Source organism: Streptomyces sp. CA-243310, from assembly GCF_050936775.1.
Taxonomy (GTDB): domain Bacteria; phylum Actinomycetota; class Actinomycetes; order Streptomycetales; family Streptomycetaceae; genus Streptomyces.
The window spans coordinates 1,001,244-1,020,911 of record NZ_JBNJMF010000001.1; the positions used below are offsets into that span (position 1 = coordinate 1,001,244).

The 19,668-nt window shown below is 71.8% G+C and carries 14 protein-coding genes; 9 read left to right on the plus strand and 5 right to left on the minus strand.

Annotated elements, in window-relative coordinates; genetic code table 11:
* Window positions 1-48 precede the first annotated feature (48 nt).
* Window positions 49-1,671, plus strand: coding sequence for a chaperonin GroEL (groL, locus tag ACQEVM_RS04820; RefSeq protein ID WP_433075305.1), 1,623 nt, complete (start codon window positions 49-51; stop codon window positions 1,669-1,671).
* 134 nt (window positions 1,672-1,805) lie between these two features.
* Here the strand turns inward: groL and ACQEVM_RS04825 are convergent, their stop codons facing one another.
* Entirely contained in the window at window positions 1,806-2,507 is a 702-nt protein-coding gene (locus tag ACQEVM_RS04825; protein ID WP_433075308.1) for an ester cyclase, read from the minus strand.
* Window positions 2,508-2,627: 120 nt separating this feature from the next.
* On the minus strand, window positions 2,628-3,401 hold the full coding sequence (locus tag ACQEVM_RS04830; RefSeq protein ID WP_433075311.1) for an SDR family NAD(P)-dependent oxidoreductase: 774 nt from the start codon (window positions 3,399-3,401) through the stop codon (window positions 2,628-2,630).
* 383 nt (window positions 3,402-3,784) lie between these two features.
* On the opposite strand from ACQEVM_RS04830, the gene ACQEVM_RS04835 reads away from it, so the two are divergent.
* Window positions 3,785-4,684, plus strand: coding sequence for a LysR family transcriptional regulator (locus tag ACQEVM_RS04835; protein ID WP_433075314.1), 900 nt, complete (start codon window positions 3,785-3,787; stop codon window positions 4,682-4,684).
* Between the two features lie 166 nt (window positions 4,685-4,850).
* Here the strand turns inward: ACQEVM_RS04835 and ACQEVM_RS04840 are convergent, their stop codons facing one another.
* Window positions 4,851-5,177, minus strand: coding sequence for a WhiB family transcriptional regulator (locus ACQEVM_RS04840; RefSeq protein ID WP_030230767.1), 327 nt, complete (start codon window positions 5,175-5,177; stop codon window positions 4,851-4,853).
* Window positions 5,178-5,557: 380 nt separating this feature from the next.
* On the opposite strand from ACQEVM_RS04840, the gene ACQEVM_RS04845 reads away from it, so the two are divergent.
* The 4 genes from ACQEVM_RS04845 (at window position 5,558) to ACQEVM_RS04860 (ending at window position 10,026) form a co-directional block, all read left to right on the plus strand.
* Complete coding sequence (locus ACQEVM_RS04845; protein ID WP_003948568.1) at window positions 5,558-6,169, plus strand: response regulator transcription factor; 612 nt, start codon at window positions 5,558-5,560, stop codon at window positions 6,167-6,169.
* Window positions 6,170-6,433: 264 nt separating this feature from the next.
* On the plus strand, window positions 6,434-7,063 hold the full coding sequence (locus ACQEVM_RS04850; protein WP_433075318.1) for a sigma-70 family RNA polymerase sigma factor: 630 nt from the start codon (window positions 6,434-6,436) through the stop codon (window positions 7,061-7,063).
* Between the two features lie 149 nt (window positions 7,064-7,212).
* Window positions 7,213-8,718: an IMP dehydrogenase gene (gene guaB, locus ACQEVM_RS04855; protein ID WP_433075321.1), complete on the plus strand. Its 1,506-nt coding sequence runs from the start codon at window positions 7,213-7,215 to the stop codon at window positions 8,716-8,718.
* Window positions 8,719-8,901: 183 nt separating this feature from the next.
* On the plus strand, window positions 8,902-10,026 hold the full coding sequence (locus tag ACQEVM_RS04860) for a GuaB3 family IMP dehydrogenase-related protein (RefSeq protein ID WP_053682580.1): 1,125 nt from the start codon (window positions 8,902-8,904) through the stop codon (window positions 10,024-10,026).
* Window positions 10,027-10,104: 78 nt separating this feature from the next.
* On the opposite strand, the gene ACQEVM_RS04865 is transcribed toward ACQEVM_RS04860, so the two are convergent.
* Window positions 10,105-10,578 (minus strand): hypothetical protein, encoded by a 474-nt coding sequence (locus ACQEVM_RS04865; protein WP_433075326.1) that lies wholly within the window; start codon window positions 10,576-10,578, stop codon window positions 10,105-10,107.
* 181 nt (window positions 10,579-10,759) lie between these two features.
* Window positions 10,760-11,989, minus strand: a complete 1,230-nt coding sequence (locus ACQEVM_RS04870) for a nucleotide sugar dehydrogenase (RefSeq protein ID WP_433075329.1) — start codon at window positions 11,987-11,989, stop codon at window positions 10,760-10,762.
* Between the two features lie 251 nt (window positions 11,990-12,240).
* On the opposite strand from ACQEVM_RS04870, the gene ACQEVM_RS04875 reads away from it, so the two are divergent.
* The 3 genes from ACQEVM_RS04875 (at window position 12,241) to ACQEVM_RS04885 (ending at window position 19,565) form a co-directional block, all read left to right on the plus strand.
* Window positions 12,241-13,947, plus strand: a complete 1,707-nt coding sequence (locus ACQEVM_RS04875) for a glycerol-3-phosphate dehydrogenase/oxidase (protein ID WP_053682577.1) — start codon at window positions 12,241-12,243, stop codon at window positions 13,945-13,947.
* A gap of 148 nt (window positions 13,948-14,095) precedes the next feature.
* Window positions 14,096-16,672 carry a protein kinase domain-containing protein gene (locus tag ACQEVM_RS04880; RefSeq protein ID WP_433075332.1) on the plus strand — a complete coding sequence of 859 codons (2,577 nt, stop codon included), beginning with the start codon at window positions 14,096-14,098 and terminating at the stop codon, window positions 16,670-16,672.
* Window positions 16,673-16,787: 115 nt separating this feature from the next.
* Window positions 16,788-19,565 carry a protein kinase gene (locus tag ACQEVM_RS04885; protein WP_433075335.1) on the plus strand — a complete coding sequence of 926 codons (2,778 nt, stop codon included), beginning with the start codon at window positions 16,788-16,790 and terminating at the stop codon, window positions 19,563-19,565.
* Window positions 19,566-19,668 lie beyond the last annotated feature (103 nt).

Here is a 19,668-nt window from a genome sequence, read left to right on the forward strand (position 1 = left end):
GGGCGCAGTTCGTTGAACCCGAGTTATCGAGAGGGCTGAACCGCTTCCATGCCGAAGATTCTGAAGTTCGACGAGGACGCCCGTCGTGCCCTTGAGCGCGGCGTCAACAAGCTTGCCGACACGGTCAAGGTGACGATCGGCCCCAAGGGCCGCAACGTCGTCATCGACAAGAAGTTCGGCGCCCCCACCATCACCAACGACGGTGTCACCATCGCCCGTGAGGTCGAGCTGGACGACCCGTACGAGAACCTGGGCGCGCAGCTCGTGAAGGAGGTGGCGACCAAGACCAACGACATCGCGGGTGACGGCACCACCACCGCCACCGTGCTGGCCCAGGCGCTGGTCCGCGAGGGTCTGCGCAACGTCGCCGCCGGCGCCTCCCCGGCCGCCCTGAAGAAGGGCATCGACGCCGCCGTCAAGGCCGTGTCCGAGGAGCTCCTCGCGACCGCGCGTCCGATCGAGGACAAGTCCGACATCGCTGCCGTGGCCGCGCTCTCCGCGCAGGACACCCAGGTCGGCGAGCTCATCGCCGAGGCGATGGACAAGGTCGGCAAGGACGGTGTCATCACCGTCGAGGAGTCCAACACCTTCGGCCTGGAGCTGGAGTTCACCGAGGGCATGGCCTTCGACAAGGGCTACCTCTCGCCGTACATGGTCTCCGACCAGGAGCGTATGGAGGCCGTCCTCGACGACCCGTACATCCTGATCAACCAGGGCAAGATCTCCTCCATCCAGGACCTCCTGCCGCTGCTGGAGAAGGTCATCCAGGCCGGCGCCTCGAAGCCGCTGCTGATCATCGCCGAGGACGTCGAGGGCGAGGCGCTCTCCACCCTCGTCGTCAACAAGATCCGCGGCACCTTCAACGCGGTCGCCGTCAAGGCCCCCGGCTTCGGTGACCGCCGCAAGGCGATGCTCCAGGACATGGCCACCCTCACCGGTGCCACCGTCATCGCCGAGGAGGTCGGCCTCAAGCTCGACCAGGCCGGTCTGGACGTACTGGGCACCGCGCGCCGCGTGACCATCTCCAAGGACGACACCACCATCGTCGACGGTGGCGGCAGCTCCGAAGAGGTCGTCGGTCGCGTCAACCAGATCAAGGCCGAGATCGAGTCCACGGACTCGGACTGGGACCGCGAGAAGCTGCAGGAGCGCCTGGCGAAGCTCGCCGGTGGCGTCTGCGTCATCAAGGTCGGCGCCGCCACCGAGGTGGAGCTGAAGGAGAAGAAGCACCGCCTCGAGGACGCCATCTCGGCGACCCGCGCCGCGGTCGAGGAGGGCATCGTCTCCGGCGGTGGCTCCGCCCTCGTCCACGCCGTGAAGGTGCTGGAGGGCAACCTCGGTCTCTCCGGCGACGAGGCCACCGGTGTCTCCGTGGTCCGCCGCGCCGCCGTCGAGCCGCTCCGCTGGATCGCCGAGAACGCCGGCCTCGAGGGCTACGTCATCACCGCGAAGGTGGCCGAGCTCGACAAGGGCCAGGGCTTCAACGCCGCCACCGGCGAGTACGGCGACCTGGTCAAGGCCGGCGTCATCGACCCGGTCAAGGTCACCCGCTCCGCCCTGGAGAACGCCGCTTCCATCGCCTCGCTGCTGCTCACGACCGAGACCCTGGTCGTCGAGAAGCCGGCCGAGGAAGAGGCCGACGCCGGTCACGGTCACGGCCACAGCCACTGAGGTTGAGCCGCAGGGCGTCCGCCGCTTCGGCGGGCCCCCGCTGATCCGAGGGAAGGCCCCGGTCATCACCGCCCAGCGGTGCCGACCGGGGCCTTCCCCGTGCCCGGGTCCGACCGGCATCGATGGGGGACGGCCTACGCGGCGTCCGTCATGCCCATCTGCCGCATGAGGCCCGGCGCGTCGTAGTACCACCAGCCCTCCGCCACCTGACCGTTCTCGATGCGGAAGGTCGTGCAGCCCGACATCGTGACTTCCTTCCCGGTCGGCGGGACGCCCATGAACTCGCCCTTCTGGGTGCCGGTCCAGGCCCACAGCGTGGAGACGCAGTCGCCCTCGGCGATCTGACGGTGCAGGTCGAACGAGAAGTCGAACGCGTCGCGCCACATGCCCATCGTCCGCTTCATGCCCTGCCGCCCGTCGCCCGTGCCGGGCGCCGCCATGATGTCGTGGTCGGTGTAGTCGGCCGCGACGCACTCGTCGACGACGGTGAAGTCGCCCTTCTCCGCGACGTCCTCGAAGATCCGGTTCACGAGGAGCTTGTCGAGGTACTCGTTGCGGACCACGTCCAGGTTCATGAACTTCGGCATGCCCTCGCAGAGGGCCACCATCTCCTGGAACATCCCGTCGGTCTCGGGGAGTCGGGAGTTCCTCATGGCGTCCTCGTACGAGGGGAACTCGACGAGGTCGAGGTAGTGCGTCCGCGCTTCACGGTCCCGGCCGATCATGGTGTGCGTGACCGTGCGCCGACCGCTCGCCTGCTGTGCCCAGCGGTCGATGAGGGCGTTCATCTCCTCGAACCGCGTGGTTTCGTAATCGATCACCTGTACGAAAGTCATGGCGTCGCCTCCCGCGCTGGATGGGACAGGTCCAGTTTAGGGAGAATTCATCCATTTGGCGGGTTTGATTGGTTCAGATGTGTCCCGTGACGGCCGTCGTCCGCGTCGCCGCCGGTCGTGCTACTGCGGGCCGTACTTGCGGCCCGTACGGGAGGACACGCCGCCGAGCAGTCCGCGCGGAGTCAGCTTCACCACGCTCATCAGCGCCTTGTAGCGGGGATCCGGGATCGAGACGGTCTTGCCGCGCGCCAGGTCGGCCAGCGCCGAAGCCACCAGCTTGTCCGCGTCCAGCCAGAGCCAGCCCGGGATGTTGTCCGTGCCCATGCCGGCCCGCTCGTGGAACTCCGTGCGCACGAAGCCCGGGCACAGCGCCATCAACCGCACCCCGGAACCCGCCAGGTCCCTCGCCGCGCCCTGGGTGAACTGCACGACCCAGGCCTTGCTCGCCCCGTAGGTGCCGCGCGGCAGGAACGCGGCGACCGAGGCCACGTTGATCACGCCGCCGCGCCCGCGCGAGCGCATCGACTCGCCGGCGGCCGAGGTCAGCCGCAGCACGGCCTCGACGTGCACCTTGACCATGGTCAGCTCGTCGGCCATGGAGACGTCGAGGTAGCGGCCCTTGTTGCCGAAGCCCGCGTTGTTGACCAGCAGGTCCACGGGGTGGGTGCGGTCGCCGAGGCGGGCCTCGACCGCCGCGATGCCCTCGTCGGTGGAGAGGTCGGCCGGCAGCACCTCGGCCTCGATGCCGTGGCGGTCGTGCAACTCGGTGGCCTGCTCCGCGAGTCGCTTGGTGTCGCGGGCCACCAGCACGAGGTTGTGGCCCTGGGCGGCGAGCCGCCGGGCGAAGGCGGCGCCGATGCCCGCCGTGGATCCCGTAATCAACGCAGTCGTCATGTGCGCAACCTAGTCGCCGCCGCGGGGCCCTGTCGTCAGGGTCCCGTCCGGTCCGCGAGACCCCGCGTCAGGGCCCGCTCCGCGCGCCGGAGTTGAGACGCGTTCCCGTGGAAACGGGTACCGGCCCGGGTGCGCGTGCGGGCTCCCGCGCGGTCGGTTCCCCGCCGGGACCGCGTCGAGCGGGGGCGCGGGCGGGGCCCGTTCGGTGGTGAAGGGGCGGAACCGGAACTCCACGGGCGCCTCGCGGTCCGGCTGAACCGCTCGCCCGGTCCGGCTCGCCCGGGGCTTCCCGCGCGTCCGGCGCGGGGGAACCCCGGGCGAGACCACTCAAAGGGTCCGCCGAATATTGACGCCACGATCAAAGATGCCCTTATGCTTACAGGGTGATCGAAGCACGTCATCTCCGGGTCCTGCGCGCCGTCGCCGGGACCGGCTCCTTCTCCGCCGCCGCCCGCGAGCTGGGCTGCACCCAACCGGCCGTGTCCCAACAGATGAAGGCGTTGGAGCAGTCCGCCGGCACCCCGCTGCTGATCCGTACGGGCCGGGAGATGCGGTTGACCCAGGCGGGTGAGGCCCTGGTCCGGCACGCCGCCGGAATCCTCGCCGGACTGACCGCCGCCGAGGAGGAGGTCGCGGCCATCGCCGGGCTGCGCGCCGGCCGGGTGCGGCTGGTCTCCTTCCCCAGCGGCAGTTCCACCCTGGTGCCGACCGCGCTGGCGGCCATGCGCGCCGAGCACCCGGGCACCCGGATCTCCCTGGTCGAGGCCGAGCCGCCGCGTTCGGTCGAGATGCTCCGCGAGGGCGACTGTGACGTGGCGCTGGCCTTCCGGTACGGGGGCTCGTCGACATCCGCGGCCGAATGGGAGGACCTGGTGGTGCGCCCGCTGCTCACCGACCGCCTCGTGGGCCTGGTCCCCGAGGGGCACCGACTGGCCGGGGCCGAGCGGGTGGGCATGGCCGAACTGGCCGACGAGCCCTGGATCGCGGGCTGCCCGCGCTGCCGCCGGCACCTGGTGGAGGTGTGCGAGGACGCGGGTTTCACCCCGCGCATCGACTTCGCCACCGACGACTACCCGGCCGTGGTCGGCCTGGTGGGCGCGGGGCTCGGCGTGGCGGTGTTGCCCGAGCTCGCCGTGGAGTCGGTACGGGCCAAGGGCGTGAGCACCGTTGCGGTGGAACCCGCCGTGGAGCGGGAGGTCGTGGCGCTGACCCTGACCGACCTGGAGAGGGTCCCCGCGGTGGCGGCGACGCTGACCCAGCTGGAGCGGGCCGCGACGCGTTGACGGGCGCCGGCGGGGGCCGGGTGGCCCCCGCCGGGCGGTCCGTCGGGCGCCTGCCGCACGGCGGTACGGCCGGGCGGGTGACGGACCGGGCCCGGGGGGTCCGCGACGCGTGCGTGAGGGCCACGGATTCGAGGAAACGTTCCTTCGGGCGTTTCGTGCGAACCGGCTAGTGCGGTGCGATCGGGCCGATCGTGCTCGACGCGGGGATCAGGCGGTGCCGGGCTCGACCCATCAGCTCTTCGCGTTCGTCCTCGGTGAGGCCGCCCCACACCCCGTAGGGCTCGCGGACGGCGAGGGCGTGCGCGGCGCATTCCGAACGGACCGGGCAGCGCATGCAGACCTCTTTAGCCGAGGCCTCGCGCGCGCTCCTGGCCGCGCCCCGCTCGCCTTCCGGGTGGAAGAAGAGGGAGCTGTCGACCCCGCGGCAGGCAGCCAGCAGCTGCCAGTCCCAGAGGTCGGCGTTCGGTCCGGGGAGGCGGGAGAAATCTGCCATTGGTAGTCCCTCTTGATGCCGGTACTGAGGCGGATACGGTCCATGTCTCCACACCTACTGTCGGAGTAGATGTAAATATGACTCATTGGGAATCTAGCCTCAGACACGTGCCAAACGGAAGGAAAGCCGCCAAATAGGGCATAGCTCCAGATGGAGGACAGGCTGCCCGCGCCTCCGACGTCGTGATCGCATCCTCACGTAGAGTGCCGAAGGTGTCCGTCTGACCCGTAACTCTTTCGAGTGACCATCGTTGAGAGTGCGAAGGCGGTTGAACCAATAAGTTCTCGGACAGGTGTCCGGGGGCATCGACCGCACAGGTGACGATACGTACCAGCCTGGAGGCACAAGGTGACGCGCATCAGCAGCTGCGGAGGGCGGTCATGACATCCGTCCTCGTCTGCGACGACTCCCCGCTTGCCCGAGAGGCGCTCCGTCGCGCGGTTGCCACCGTGCCCGGCGTAGAGCGTGTGACGACGGCAGCCAACGGCGAGGAAGTCCTCCGCCGCTGGGGTGCCGACCGCTCCGATCTGATTCTGATGGATGTACGGATGCCCGGCCTGGGCGGTGTCGAGACGGTCCGTCGGCTGCTCTCGGCCGACCCCGGCGCCCGCATCATCATGCTGACGGTCGCCGAAGACCTGGACGGCGTGGCCCTCGCGGTCGCCGCCGGCGCCCGGGGGTACCTGCACAAGGACGCCTCGCGCGCCGAACTGCGGGCCACGGTCACCCAGGCCCTCGCCGATCCCACCTGGCGACTGGCCCCGCGCCGGCTCCGCTCGGCCGAGATGGGCGCCGCGCCCACGCTCACCGCGCGCGAGATCCAGGTGCTGGAGGGCATGAGCCACGGCCGGTCCAACGCGGAGATCGGGCGAGAGCTCTTCCTCTCCGAGGACACGGTCAAGACGCACGCCCGCCGGCTGTTCAAGAAGCTGGGCGCCTCGGACCGGGCGCACGCCGTGGCGCTCGGGTTCCGATGGGGCCTGGTCCGCTGATCGCGGACCGTTGAGAGTGTCCCGCCCGGACCCGGTGCGAAACCGGGGATTGGCGGGGCACAATCCGGGGGACGTGTCGCTTCGTGCGCGATGCCGCATCCTTGAGGGTGTGCCGCATTCTCGAAGATGTGGCCTAGGGACCATTCGGGCCGAGCGGAGGGGAGGGCGCAGGCGATGAGTACTGGCGCACCCGCTCATAACGCTTCGATGCACAACAAGGACCATGGCGCCGCAAATGCACCCGCGCCAAGGCACCATGGATTGATGCGCGAAGACGAGGCCCCGGGGTCACCCGCGGCCACAGGCTCCACCGGCACCGCCAAGGGCGGCGGAGCCGGGGCCGTCAGTGCTCTCGTGCGCCGGGCCGTGGACGGCGACGAGCAGGCCACGCACGATCTTCTGGCCTTCGTGCACCCCCTCGCGATCCGCTACTGCCGCACCCGGCTGTCCCGCCTTCCGGGTGATGCTCGCCACTTCGTCGAGGACCTCGCGCAAGAGGTCTGTGTCGCCGTCCTGATGGCGCTGCCGCGCTACCGGGACACCGGGCGCCCCTTCGAGGCCTTCGTCTTCGCCATCGCCGCGCACAAGGTCGCCGACCTCCAGCGGGCCGCCATGCGGCACCCGGGGAGCACGGCGGTCCCGTCGGACGAGATGCCCGAGCGGCCCGACGACTCGCTCGGCCCGGAGGAACGCGCGCTGCTCAGCAGCGACGCCGCCTGGGCCAAGAAGTTGCTGGCCAACCTGCCCGAGAACCAGCGCGAACTGCTCGTGCTGCGGGTGGCCGTCGGCCTGACGGCCGAGGAGACCGGGCAGATGCTCGGGATGTCCCCCGGAGCGGTGCGGGTGGCCCAGCACAGGGCGCTCAGTCGACTCCGGGCGCTCGCGGAGCAGTAGACCGCGGTCGGTTCGGGGCAGGGTCCGGCAGGGGCGTCCAGTAGTAGGAAACGACGAAACTTCTGCTTGACCTTGGTCGTGGAATGAGACGCGTCGCGATCCCGTTAGCATGGACATCCGCGCTGAGCAAGACCATTTGGGAAGGTGTCATGACTGTGAACGCCGATGGAGTGCCCGACAAATTCGCCACACTCGGCCTCACGTATGACGACGTGCTGCTGCTCCCCGGCGTGTCGGACATGGCGCCGGACCAGATCGACACCTCCTCCCTCATCTCGCGCAACGTCCGCGTCAACGTCCCGCTGCTGTCCGCGGCCATGGACAAGGTCACCGAGGCGCGGATGGCCATCGCGATGGCCCGCCAGGGCGGCGTCGGCGTCCTGCACCGCAACCTCTCCATCGTCGACCAGGCGAACCAGGTCGACCTCGTGAAGCGCTCCGAGTCCGGCATGGTCACCGACCCGATCACCGTGCACCCGGACGCCACCCTCGGCGAGGCCGACCAGCTCTGCGCGAAGTTCCGCATCTCCGGCGTGCCGGTCACCGACGCGGCGGGCAAGCTCCTCGGCATCGTCACCAACCGCGACATGGCCTTCGAGTCGGACCGCAGCCGCCAGGTGCGCGAGGTCATGACCCCGATGCCGCTGGTCACCGGCAAGGTCGGCATCTCCGGCGTGGACGCCATGGAGCTGCTGCGCCGCCACAAGATCGAGAAGCTTCCGCTGGTCGACGAAGCGGGCACCCTCAAGGGCCTGATCACGGTCAAGGACTTCGTCAAGGCGGAGAAGTACCCGAACGCCGCCAAGGACAAGGGCGGCCGGCTGCTCGTCGGTGCGGCCGTCGGTGTCGCGGGCGACGCGTACGAGCGCGCCCAGGCCCTGATCGAGGCGGGCGCCGACTTCATCGTCGTCGACACCGCCCACGGTCACTCCCGGCTCGTCGGCGACATGGTCTCCAAGATCAAGTCGAACTCCTCCGTCGACGTCATCGGCGGCAACATCGCCACCCGCGACGGCGCCCAGGCGCTGATCGACGCCGGCTGCGACGGCATCAAGGTCGGTGTCGGCCCCGGCTCCATCTGCACCACCCGTGTCGTCGCCGGCATCGGTGTCCCGCAGGTCACCGCGATCTACGAGGCCGCGCTGGCCGCCAAGGCCGCGGGCGTCCCGGTCATCGGCGACGGCGGTCTCCAGTACTCCGGCGACATCGCCAAGGCCCTGGTGGCGGGCGCCGACACGGTGATGCTGGGCTCCCTGCTCGCGGGCTGCGAGGAGTCCCCGGGCGAACTGCTCTTCATCAACGGCAAGCAGTTCAAGTCCTACCGGGGCATGGGCTCCCTGGGCGCGATGCAGTCCCGCGGCGAGCAGAAGTCCTTCTCCAAGGACCGCTACTTCCAGGAGGGCGTGGGCGGCGACGACAAGCTCATCCCCGAGGGCATCGAGGGCCAGGTCCCGTACCGCGGCCCGCTCTCCGCGGTCGTGCACCAGCTCGTCGGCGGCCTGCGCCAGTCGATGTTCTACGTCGGCGGGCGCACGGTCCCCGAGCTGCAGGACCGCGGCCGGTTCGTCCGGATCACCTCGGCGGGCCTCAAGGAGAGCCACCCGCACGACATCCAGATGACGGTCGAGGCGCCGAACTACTCCCGCAAGGGCTGAGCGGCCCGCACACACGCGTGAACTGGGCGGTTCCGGTTGATCCGGGGCCGCCCTTCACCGTTCCCGGACCCGGGGATCGCGTCCGCGCCCGGGCGGTGGGCGTCCGTACGGCGGTCACCGGAACGCGGGCCCCCGGGGTTCGGGGATACTGGACGGGCAGACCCAGAGGAAAGGCCACCACACGTGACTGAGATCGAGATCGGGCGCGGCAAGCGCGGCCGCAGGGCGTACGCGTTCGACGACATCGCCATCGTCCCGAGCCGGCGTACGCGGGACCCGAAGGAGGTCTCGATCGCCTGGCAGATCGACGCGTACCGCTTCGAGCTCCCCTTCCTGGCCGCCCCCATGGACTCCGTGGTCTCCCCGCAGACCGCCATCCGCATCGGCGAGCTCGGCGGCCTCGGCGTGCTGAACCTCGAAGGTCTGTGGACCCGGTACGAGGACCCGCAGCCGCTGCTCGACGAGATCAACGAGCTGGACGAGGAGGCCGCCACCCGCCGCCTCCAGGAGATCTACGCCGCGCCGATCCAGGCCGACCTGATCCGGCAGCGCATCAAGGAGGTGCGCGACTCCGGCGTCGTCACCGCCGCCGCGCTCTCCCCGCAGCGCACGGCCGAGTTCTCCAAGGTCGTCGTCGACGCCGGCGTGGACATCTTCGTGATCCGAGGCACCACGGTCTCGGCCGAGCACGTCTCCGGCGCCGCGGAGCCGCTGAACCTCAAGCAGTTCATCTACGAACTGGACGTCCCGGTCATCGTCGGCGGCTGCGCCACCTACACCGCGGCCCTGCACCTGATGCGCACCGGCGCGGCCGGTGTCCTGGTGGGCTTCGGCGGCGGCGCCGCTCACACCACGCGCAACGTCCTCGGCATCCAGGTCCCGATGGCCACCGCCGTCGCGGACGTGGCCGCGGCCCGCCGCGACTACATGGACGAGTCCGGTGGCCGCTACGTGCACGTCATCGCCGACGGCGGCGTGGGCTGGTCGGGCGACATCCCGAAGGCCGTCGCCTGCGGCGCGGACGCCGTGATGATGGGTTCCCCGCTGGCCCGTGCCACGGACGCGCCCGGCAAGGGCAACCACTGGGGCATGGAGGCCGTCCACGAGGACGTGCCGCGCGGCAAGAAGGTCGACCTCGGCACGGTGGGCACCACCGAGGAGATCCTGACCGGCCCCTCGCACTCCCCGGACGGTTCGATGAACATCTTCGGCGCGCTGCGCCGCTCGATGGCCACCACCGGCTACAGCGAACTCAAGGAGTTCCAGCGGGTCGAGGTCACGGTCGCGGACTCGCAGCACCGCCGCTGACCCGCCACAACGCCAGTACGCCGGAGGGCCGGCGCCCCGATCGGGGCGCCGGCCCTCCGGCGTGTGCGGAGCCGGGGGTCAGTCGCTGACCTTCTTGGCCGCGCCGAAGGCGACGAAGCCGCCGATGCCGAGGAAGAGGTAGTCCATGGCCTCGGCCGATTCCTTCCAGATGTCGTTCAGGCCGCCGATGCCCGGGTCGCTCAGCACGTCGGAGAGGCCGATGTGGGCGTAGTCGGCGAGCGCGAGCGCGATGAAGAACAGCTGGCCGAGGTAGACGGCGCCGATCGAGAGGATCGCGCTGACCACGGGCAGAGCCGGGTTCCTGCCGCCCACCTTGCCGGCGGCGAGGCCGACGAGGAGCCCGACGCCGAACGCGGCGTAACCGACCTGGCGGTCGATGGCGTTCATGATGCCGCCGTACGCGCCGGCCGCGACCAGGGCGGCGACGACGGCGGCGAGGATGCCGAGGCCGACGCCGCCGCGGCGCGCCGGGGCCGGGGCGGGGGCGGCGGTGTAGGAGTCGGGCGCGGGCGGCTGGAACTGCTGGCTCATGAGAAATCCCCCCAGGGACACGGCACACGTGGGTCACCGGTGTCCACCGGGACGTATGCGCGAGATAAGAACGCCGCAGGCTAACAGCAGGCCCTGACATTCGGCGGGGAATTTACCGGGGGACCGCGCCCGACGGCCCCCGGGGCGGCCACCGAGGGCCGCTCCGGGCGCGGGCGGGGCGTCAGAGGCGGTGCGCGGCGCCGATCGGGCTGGCGCCCCGGGTGTCCAGCAGGAGCTGCGCCTTGACCGCCAGGCCCTGGAGGTCGTAGGTGCGGTGGTGCTGGAGCAGGATCGTCAGGTCCGCGTTGGCGGCGGCCTCGTAGAGCGAGTCGGCGCGCGGGACGGGCTGGTCACGGACCCGCCAGGCCGGGATGTACGGGTCGTGGTAGCTGATCTGGGCCCCGAGGTCGATGAGCCGGCTCGCGATCTCGCGCGCCGGCGAGCCCTCCTGGTCGGCGAGGTCCGGCTTGTACGTCACCCCGAGCAGCAGGACCCGGGCGCCGCGGGCGGACTTCCCGTGCTCGTTCAGCAGGGCGGCGGAGCGCTGGATGACGTACTGCGGCATCCGGTTGTTGATCTCCTGGGCCAGGCCGACCATGCGCAGCGGGTGACCGGGGGTGCGGGTGGTGTGGGGGAGGTAGTTCGGGTCGAGCGGGACGCCGTGGCCGCCGACGCCGGGGCCGGGGCGGAACGCCTGGAACCCGTACGGCTTCGTCTCGGCGCACCGGATGACGTCCCACAGGTCGACCCCGAGGTCGTGGCAGAGCACGGCCATCTCGTTCATGAGGGCGATGTTCACGTGCCGGTAGTTGGTCTCCAGCAGCTGCACGGTCTCCGCCTCGCGCAGGCCGCGGGCGCGCACCACCTTCTCGGTGAGGCGGGCGTAGAAGGCGTGCGCGGACTCGGTGCAGGCGGGGGTGAGGCCGCCGATCACCTTGGCGGTGTTGGAGATCCCGTGCGTGCGATTGCCCGGGTCGTGCCGGCTGGGGGAGTAGGCCAGGTGGAAGTCCCGTCCCGCGCGCAGCCCGGATCCGGCTTCGAGGATCGGGCGCAGATAGTCCTCGGTGACCCCCGGATGGGCGGCGGACTCCAGGATGACGGTGGTGTGCGGGCGCAGCCGTGCGGCGAGCGCGCGGCCCGCGTCGCCGACCGCGGAGAGATCGAGCGCACGATCGGCGCCGAGCTGGGTAGGGGCGCAGATGACGGCGGTACGGACCCGGCCCAGTTCGGCGGGGTTGGTGGTGACCCGGAAGCCGGCCGCCGACATGCGGCGGATCTCGGCGGCGGTGAGGGTGCTGTCCGTGGTCGGACCGCTGTCGAAGCCGACGGTCTCGATTCCGGCGGCGACGGCCGCCTGAGCGAGAGGGAGGCCGAGGTGGCCGAGTCCGATGACGGCGAGATCTGCGGGCATGGAGGTGCCGTCCCTTCCCTTCCCTTGCATGAGGGGGCTGGGCGCGCAAGTCCTGTGGAGAGCTGGAGCAGGCGCAATGTCAGACTAGGCGTATATATGACAGATATGTCGCATTGTGAGGTGGTGGCTGCCGTTGTGTTGTCCACAGGCGGTGGCCGAAGTGAGTGCGGACGGTCAGAATCAACAGCGGGGAATGTGAGCGGGATCACCCGCATCGAGCGGGGATTTCCCCGCAGCAACGGGAGGCAGCCGTGAGGACAGCGACACTGGGACCGGTTCAGCGGGCCGAGGCACTTGCCCGGATGGCCGAACGGGAGCTGGACGTGCTGGTCGTCGGCGCGGGAGTGGTCGGCGCCGGCACCGCGCTCGACGCCGCCACCAGAGGCCTGTCCACCGGGCTGGTCGAGGCACGGGACTGGGCCTCGGGCACGTCCAGCCGCTCCAGCAAGCTGATCCACGGCGGACTGCGCTACCTGGAGATGCTCGACTTCGCCCTCGTCCGCGAGGCCCTGAAGGAACGCGGCCTGCTGCTGGAGCGACTCGCGCCGCACCTGGTCAAGCCCGTGCCGTTCCTGTACCCGCTCCAGCACAAGGGCTGGGAGCGCCTCTACGCCGGCTCGGGCGTGGCCCTGTACGACGCGATGTCCTTCTCCAGCGGGCACGGCCGTGGGCTCCCCACCCACCGGCACCTCTCGCGCAAGCACGCGCTGCGGGTCGCCCCGGCGCTGCGCAAGGACGCCCTGGTGGGCGCCCTGCAGTACTACGACGCCCAGATGGACGACGCCCGGTACGTCACCACATTGGTCCGAACGGCCTCCGCGTACGGGGCGCAGTGCGCCAACGGGGCGAGGGTGGTCGGCTTCCTGCGCGAGGGCGAACGGGTGGTCGGTGCGCTCGTGCGGGACGTGGAGGGCGGCGGCGAGTACGAGATCCGCGCGAAGCAGGTCGTCAACGCCACCGGGGTGTGGACGGACGACACTCAGGCGCTGATCGGGGAGCGCGGCCAGTTCCACGTACGGGCCTCGAAGGGCATCCACCTGGTCGTCCCGAAGGACCGGATCCACTCCTCCACCGGGCTGATCCTGCGCACGGAGAAGTCCGTGCTGTTCGTCATCCCCTGGGGACGTCACTGGATCGTCGGCACCACGGACACCGACTGGGACCTCGACAAGGCGCACCCGGCGGCGTCGAGCGCGGACATCGACTACCTGCTGGAGCACGTGAACTCGGTGCTGGCGGTTCCCCTGACGCGCGACGACGTCCAGGGCGTCTACGCGGGCCTGCGGCCCCTGCTGGCCGGCGAGTCCGACGCGACCAGCAAGCTCTCGCGCGAACACACGGTGGCGCACCCGGTGCCGGGGCTGGTCGTGGTGGCGGGCGGCAAGTACACGACGTACCGGGTGATGGCCAAGGACGCGGTGGACGAGGCGGTGCACGGGCTGGACCAGCGGGTCGCGGAGTGCGTGACGGAGGACGTCCCGCTGGTGGGCGCCGAGGGGTACCGGGCCCTGTGGAACGGCCGCGCCCGGATCGCGGCGCGCACGGGCATCCACGTGGCGCGGGTGGAGCACCTGCTCAACCGGTACGGGTCGCTGACGGAGGAACTGCTCGACCTGATCGTGGCGGATCCGGGGTTGGCCGAGCCGCTCACGGGGGCAGAGGACTATCTGCGGGCGGAAGTCGTCTACGCGGCTTCGCATGAAGGGGCCAGGCACCTGGACGACGTGTTGACGCGTCGGACGCGGATCTCGATCGAGACCTTCGACCGGGGCACGCGATCGGCGCGGGAGTGTGCGGAATTGATGGCTCCGGTGCTGGGCTGGGACAAGAAGCAGATCGAGAACGAGGTCGAGCACTACGAGAAGCGAGTGCAAGCGGAACGTGAATCGCAGCGCCAACCGGACGACCTGACGGCGGACGCGGCCAGGCTGGGAGCTCCCGACATCGTTCCGTTGTAACTCCGGGATGCGGAGGGGGGAACCGTTGCCCCGGGGCGCCCGTCCGTTGCGGAGTGAGCAACAATGAGGTTTCTGCCGGGGCGGGTTACCGTGCCCCTCGGCGGCTGCCGGGGCAGCCGGGCAGGCTGCACGATCGCAGAGGGGACGCATGTCGAAGTCGGAGCACACCGAGTCGCCGGATTCCGCGGGTAAGGCGCAGAGCGCCGAACCGAGCACCGAGCCGGCGGGTGTGAAGCCGAGCCCGCGCAAGGCCGAGCCCGCGGCGGAACCCGAGGGTGTGAAGCGCGGCGCCGCGAAGTCGAACCCGGCCGGGGCCACCGCCGTCGAGGCGGACACCCCGCCGGGTGCGGGGTCGCGGGACGCGAAGCCCGCCGCGCCGAAGCCGCGTCCGTCCGGGGCGAAGTCCACCCCGGCCGGGCCGAGCCTGGCCAAGGCCGCCCCCGCCGCGAAGGCGGAATCCGCGTCGGCCGTCAAGGTGGCCTCCGCCGAGCCCGAGGACGCCCGACCCGAGGCTGCCGGACCCGAGGCTGCCGGACCCAAGGACGCCAAGCCCGCCCCGGCGAAGCCGGACCCGGTCAGGACCGGGTCCGCGCGGCCCGAGGGCGTGCCCGCACAGCGGTCCCCCGAGGGCGCGAAGAGCCCGGCGGCCACGGCGGAATCCGGTCAGGACGAAGGGCGTTTGCTCGCCCGCCGGTACCGGCTCGGGTCCGTCCTCGGCAAGGGCGGCATGGGTACCGTGTGGCGCGCCGAGGACGAGATCCTCGGGCGGACCGTCGCCGTCAAGGAACTCCGCTTCAGCATGGGCGTGGACGAGGACGAGAAGCGCCGCCTCATCACCCGCACCCTTCGCGAGGCCAAGGCGATTGCACGGATCCGCAGCGGCGGCGCCGTCACCGTCTACGACGTCGTGGACGAGGACGGCCGCCCGTGGATCGTCATGGAACTCATCGAGGGCCCCTCCCTCGCCGAGTTCGTGCGCGAGCGCGGCCCGCTGACGCCCCGCCGCGCGGCCGAGGTCGGGCTCGCCGTCCTCGACGTCCTGCGCGCCGCCCACGACCAGGGCATCCTGCACCGTGACGTGAAGCCGTCCAACGTGCTCATGGCGGACAACGGTCGTGTCGTGCTCACCGACTTCGGCATCGCGCAGGTCGAGGGCGACCCCTCCGTCACCTCCACCGGCATGCTCGTCGGCGCCCCCTCCTACATCTCTCCCGAGCGCGCCCGGGGCCAGAAGCCCGGCCCGCCCGCCGACATGTGGTCGCTCGGCGGCCTGCTGTACGCCTGCGTCGAGGGCGTGCCCCCGTACGACAAGGGCTCCGCCCTCGCCACCCTCACCGCCGTGATGACCGAACCGGTGGAACCGCCCAAGAACGCCGGTCCGTTGACCGAGGTCATCTACGGCCTGCTGGTCAAGGACCCCGCCGGGCGGCTCGACGACGACCGCGCCCGGGCGATGCTGAAGGCGGTGCTCGACGCCCCCGAGCCCGCGCCGGCCATGCCCCCGGCCGTCGAGGAGACCAAGGCGATCTCCCTCGCCGACGCCAAGGAGGCGGCGGACAAGGTCGCTGCGGAGAAGGCGGAGAAGGCGGAGAAGGCGGAGAAGGCCGAGGCGGACAAGGCGGAGAAGGCCGAGGCCAAGGCCGCCGCCGAGCGCGCCGCCGCGGTCAAGGCCGCCGAGAAGGCCGCGGAGAAGGCGGAGAAGAAGGAACGCGAGCGGCGCGAGCGCGAGCAGCGCGAGCGGGCCCGGGCGGCGCTGAAGTCCGCCCGCAAGGCCGCCGCCGCCGAAGCGGCCGCCGCGGCTGCCGCCGCCTCGACGGCGTCCGCGGCAGAGGCCCCCTCGTCCCGCCCCAAGCCGATACCGGCGTCGCTCACCGACGTGATGTCGCGCCGTACCATCGCGCTCGCCATCGCCGGCGTGGTCGTGGTCCTGGCGGTGATCGGCTCGCTGATCGTGTGGGCGTTCAGCGGGGACGACGACAAGGGCAAGGACAAGGCCGGCCCCAAGCCGTCCGCCTCCGGGTCCGCGAACCCGGGTACGGCCGTGGGCGCGTCGGCGGGTACCGCCGGCAAGGGGTCTTCGAACAGCGGCTCCGACGGGGGCAAGAAGAGCGGCGAGCCCAGCCCGGCGCAGACTCCCGCGCAGAGCCAGGGGCAGGGCCAGACCCAGGGGCAAGGGCAGGGACAAGGCCAGGGGCAGGGCCAGGGCCAGGGCCAGGGCCAGAACACGGGCCAGACGCAGGGTCAGGGCGCCGGCCCGGGCACCGCACTGCCGGCCGGCTACACGAAGGTCTCGGACACCCGGTTCCACTTCTCCATGGCGATGCCCGAGGGCTTCCACCAGACCGACACGGCCGGCGAGAACTCCGGCGGCATATACAGCCGCGACGGCGGTTTCCCGCGCATCCAGGTCGACTTCACCGACAGCCCGACCGGCGACGCGCGCCTCGCCTGGGCCCAGTTGGCCCCGGCCGTCTCGGGCAGCAGCTCGGGCTACCACCTGATCCGGTTGGACGGCGTGGACTACCGCGGCTATCCGACCGCGGCGGACTGGGAGTTCGAGCGCGAGCAGAAGGGCATCAAGGTCCACGTGCTGAACCGGGGCTTCAAGGTGGACGGGAAGCACGGCTACGCCGTCATGGTCAGCTGCCCGGCCGACCAGTGGGACGGCCCCGAGTGCACACAGATGCGCAACACGGCATTCGAGACCTTCCAGCCCCTGGGCTGAGCTGGCTCGTCCCCCGCGCGGGGGCGGGCCTTGCCAGGCCCGGGACGCGGGCACCCCGGGCGACGTATCGTGTCCGCGGGAACCATGGGGTGGTACCGCACTCGGGGGAGGCGATGTGGAGGACTACGCGGGTCGGATCCTGTCCGACCGATACCGTCTGCCGCTGCCGCCGTCGGACGAGTACGAGCCCGTCGAGACCCGGGCCTTCGACACGCGCAGCGGTCAGGAAGTCCTGGTCCGTCAGGTGCCGTTGCCGGAGATCGTGGACGCGGAGCTGCTGGACGGGACGCGCGGTCCGGCGACCGGGCGTCGGCCGTCCGGCGAACTCCCGGCCGTGCGCCGGGCCATCGCGGCGGCGCAGGCCGCCGCGTCGGTACCCGACCACGCGCGCCTCGACCAGGTCTTCGACGTCTTCGCGGAGGGCGGTTCGCTGTGGATCGTCAGCGAACTCGTCCCCGCGCGGCCGTTGGCGGCCCTGATCGCCGAGGAGCCGCTGACCCCCTATCGGGCGGCGGAGGTGGCCGCCGACGTGCTGACCGCGCTGCGGGTGCTGCACGCGCACGGCTGGACCCACCGCAACATCACCGCCCGGACCGTGTTGATATGCGATGACGGCCGGGTCGTCCTGACGGGGCTCGCGGCGGGCGCCGCGGAGGAAGCCCTCTGCGGATACGACCCGGTTCCCGAGGGTGCCGGGATCGGTACGGAACTCCCCGCGTCCGAGCCGGTCGACCGTTACCCGGCGAGCCGAGGGCCGGCGGGGGACCCGTCGGACCGCGAAACCGCGCGCCGGGGGTTCGACGTCGGTCCGCGGGCGGCCGATCCGTACGGTCGGATCCCCGGACCCGGCCGGTCGCCGGCCGCCCCGGAACCCGTGTCCGGGGCCGAGTCCGAATCCGACACCCGGACGCTTCCGCCCGCGCGGGAGTCCGCCGGCATCGAGTACGCCCCGCTGGTGGCTCCTGGCTACGACACCGGGCCGCGGTACTCCGACCACATCACCCCGCAGCGCCCCCCGATCCCGGTGCTCCCGGTACTCCAGGCGGGTCCCGAGGCCGGCGCGGACCCCTCCGCCGAGCCGCCCGACGCCAAGGCCGCCGCGCGGGCCGGCACCATCGCCGCCTACCGGGCCGGCGCGCGGGCGGCCGCGGCCAAGGTCGAGGAGGAACGCCGGGCCGGCGCGGGCGCCGCACCCGAGGCGCGCCCGGAGGGCTCGAACCTGCCGCAGGGGTACTCGTACCCGTACGGGGGCCCGGCCGCCGCGCCGGCCGCGCCCTGGCACGGGGCCACCCCGCGCCGCCGGCCGGACCAGGACACGGGCGACGAGCGGGAACAGGCCGCCGACCGGGAGTCCGCGTACGCGCCGGCCCCGGAGCCGGAGCCCGCGTACCCATCGGACCCCGAGCCGGGGGAGGCGCCCGGGCCCGCGCCCGACGCGGAGTCGCCGGACGCCGTGAACGTGCCCGCGCTGCCGGTGCGGCTCGCCCTGCCCCAGGGGTACCGCCAAGCCGAACCCCCGGAGCCGACCGGCCCCTTCCCGGTCGTGCGGCCCGGTGAGTCCCGGCCCGGGAGCGGGGTCGCCGTGCCCCGTCCGGCGCCTCCGCGGCCGATCCCGCGCTCGACCGCCGAGCCGGTCCCGCCGGCGGCCCCGCGGCCCGTCGGCGTCGATGGCTGGTCCGGCGTCCGCAGCGGCGGCGGCCCCAGGACCGGCCTGGACGCCGAGCGCGCGCGGCAGACCCGGATGGCCGTCGTGGGAGCCGTCACCGAGCGCTGGGCGCCCGAGCAGGCGGGCCCCGTGCACGGACACTGGCAACTGGCCGCGCCCGTCGGACCCGCAACCGACCTCTGGGCGCTCGGCGCGCTCCTGTACCGCGCCGTCCAGGGGCACGCCCCGTACCCCGAGGAGAGCGTCCCCGACCTCGTGGAGATGGTCTGCTCCGAACCCCCGGCCTTCGCCGAGGAATGCGGCCCGCTGCGCCCGATCGTCGAGTCGCTGCTGCGCCAGGACCCCACCGAACGGCCCGACTTCGAGGAGCTGCGCGGCTGGCTGCGCTCTCTGGTGCGCTCCGCTCCCGAGCCCGACGGCGCCTTCGGGATGCTGCCGATGGCGGAGTCCGACCCGACGCGGCTGCCCGTCGTGCGCAGGCGCGGCGACGTGCACGGTCGCCACCGCAGCGCGGACGCCCCGCGCCGCAAGCCGCGTTCCCTCGGGCGGACCCTGCTGGTCGGCGTCCTCGCGTTACTCGCGGCGGCGGTGGGGTACGCCCTGCTGTTCATGCCGCGTTCCGCGGACCAGCGGGCGCAGGGGGAGCCGGGCGGTTCCACTCCCCGACCCCCCGTCTCCACCGCGCCGCCCACGTCCGGCCAGGGCCCCGGCCGGACGCCCTCGGGCACCCCGGAGTCCAAGCCCGCCTCGCAGAGCAACGCCCCCGTGCCCGCTCCGCCCGGCTACACCACCCAACAGGACCCCGAGCACTTCGAGATGGCGGTTCCCGACGGCTGGGAACGGCGCGGCATCAACGAGGCGGGCCAGGTCCGGTACGTGGACGGGCAATTCGTGTTGACGGTGGTGCCGGGACGGGACAAGGTCGAGGGCGGCAGGCCGGATCCGCTCACGTACCAGAAGGACAAGGAGCCGGAGCTTTCCCCGTACCGTAATTCCAGTTGGGCGAGCGGTGGGGACGTCAAGTCGACCACGGTGGGCCAACAGGTCCGGGTCACAGGGCGGTACACGTGGATCGACTCGGCGGGACGCAACGTCGTGGCGCGGAACTTCGTCGTCGCGTTGGGCGGGGTCTACCACGTGGTCCTGGTGACCGGACCGCAGGACGAGGAAGGAAGGGTCACCGAGGTCTTCGAGAAGGCCACGGGGAGTTACAAGCCAGGGGGTTGACAGAGCGCTGACGGCATGTCAATGCGGCGATTGCGTCACAGTGCTGTCTCACCGCGCCCGCGCGGTGTCGGCATCGCGCGCAAGCTCCGTAATCTGGCCCGAA